A 1,904-nucleotide genomic window follows, 5' to 3' on the forward strand; every position below is an offset into this window, starting at 1 on the left:
TAGCCGAAGGGTCCGGAGATGCCCCCGGGCCCCACCATCGAAAAGGGGTGAAGCGAGGTCAAATCGGGTACTGGCGTCGCTCGCGCTGGATGGAGATCCATTTCAGCGTCGTAAACTCCTCGATGCCCCACTGTCCGTTGTACCTGCCGACGCCGGACGCCTTTTCGCCCCCGAACGCCACCAGAGGTTCGTCGTTCACCGTGCCGTCGTTCACGTGAAACATTCCTGTCTCCACCTGCATGGCAACCCGCACGCCGCGCTCCACGTCGCGCGTGATCACGGCCCCCGTCAGACCGTAGTCGCTGTCGTTCGCCACGCGGACCGCCTCCTCCTCGTCCGCGACGGGCATGACGGCCACCACGGGCCCGAACATCTCCTCCCTCGCGCACGCCATCTCCGGCCGCACGTCCGCAAGCACCACCGGCCCCACCACGTTGCCGTCCACCGGCCCCCGGTAGGCCACCCGCGCCCCCTGCTCGATGCTCACGTCCACGACGGCGAGCAACCGCTCCACCTGGCGCCTGTGGATGAGCGGCCCAATCACCGTCTCGGGATCGCGCGGATTGCCCATCTTCAGTCTCGACACGCGCTCGACAAATTTCTCGAGAAACGCCTCGTACACATCCCTCACGGCGATCACGCGATTCGCACACATGCAGATCTGCCCCTGGTGCGTGAACCGGCTGAAGACCGCAGCGTCGACGGCGAGATCGAGATCGGCATCGTCGAGCACGATGAGCGCGCTGTTGCCGCCCAGCTCGAGCGTCACCCGCTTCAGGTGCCGGCCCGCCACCTCCGCGATGTGCCGTCCTACCGCCGTGGAGCCGGTGAACGAGATGATCTTCGGAATCGGGTGCGTTAAGAACGCGTCCCCGATCTCCGCGACGTCCGCCACGACGATGTTGACGAGCCCCTTGGGCACCCCGGCCTCCTCAAACACCTTCGCGAGCAGCGTGCCGCCCGTGATCGCGGCCTCTTCATGCGGTTTCAACACGACGCCGTTTCCGCACGCGATGGCAGGCGCCAAGGCGCGCATCGACAGGCACATGGGAAAGTTAAATGGGCTCAGGATGCCCACCACGCCGGCAGGCAGGCGCAACAGGCGATTCTCTTTGCCGGGGATGGTGGCCGGCAGCAGCCGCCCCTCCATGCGCAGCGGATATGTCGCCGCCTCGCGCAGAAAGTTCTTCACCAACTCGAACTCGATGGCCGCCTTGATGAACGTACCGCCGATCTCGTCCGCGACGAGCGAGATCACCTCGTCCCGATACCCCTCCCAGATTTGCAGGGCTCGTTCCATCACGCGCTGCCGCTCAAACGGATTCACCTGCGCCCAGATCTTCTGCGCCTCGGCGGCGGCGCGGTACGCCTCGTCGATGTCCTCCGCCGTGGCAAGTCGAAATTCCGCAACCGTCGATCCGTCGAACGGATTTTGATCCAGGTGTACGCGTGCACTGCGCCCATCGCGCCACTCACCCGCAATATACTGACGTGAGAGCTCTGTGCGATCCAGCATGTTGGCCTCCGTTTCCCGCCGCGCCCCTCGCGCGGCGCTGATGTCGAAGGACATCGTACAAGCGCTTTCACTGCGCCACAAGGCCGCTTTCCCGCCATCCGGAACACCGGGATACGCAGAGATGAGCAGCCAAAGGATGAGCCAGAGAGGTCGAGTCCATCAGGACCATCATAGGTTGAGCTGCTCTCGATCTCGCCAGGCGCACGCCCGCGTACGAACGTTATTCGATTTCACATGTACAAACCATCAATCGCGATACGGTTCTCTCTTGAAAATCTTATCAATTGCGATTTCAGCACGCTTTGTGCATCGTCTTGGGCCCCAGAACACCAAAAGCCCAGCCGTCGCAAGACAGGCTGGGCTTTCGATAAGGGTCGGTCTCGGCTTT

1 protein-coding gene is annotated in these 1,904 nt (G+C 63.4%); it reads right to left on the minus strand.

All coding sequences use genetic code 11. The annotated features are described in order from the left end of the window. Nucleotides 1–58: 58 nt before the first annotated feature. Entirely contained in the window at nucleotides 59–1,516 is a 1,458-nt protein-coding gene (locus AS26_RS13490; protein WP_062310636.1) for an aldehyde dehydrogenase family protein, read from the minus strand. Nucleotides 1,517–1,904: the final 388 nt, after the last annotated feature.

This window comes from Alicyclobacillus sendaiensis NBRC 100866 (genome assembly GCF_001552675.1).
Taxonomy (GTDB): Bacteria; Bacillota; Bacilli; order Alicyclobacillales; family Alicyclobacillaceae; genus Alicyclobacillus; species Alicyclobacillus sendaiensis.

What these genes read in the sequence shown, in the direction of transcription:
- AS26_RS13490 (WP_062310636.1), bottom strand. Translation starts at nt 1,516, where the DNA reads ATGCTGGATCGCACAGAGCTCTCACGTCAGTATATTGCGGGTGAGTGG.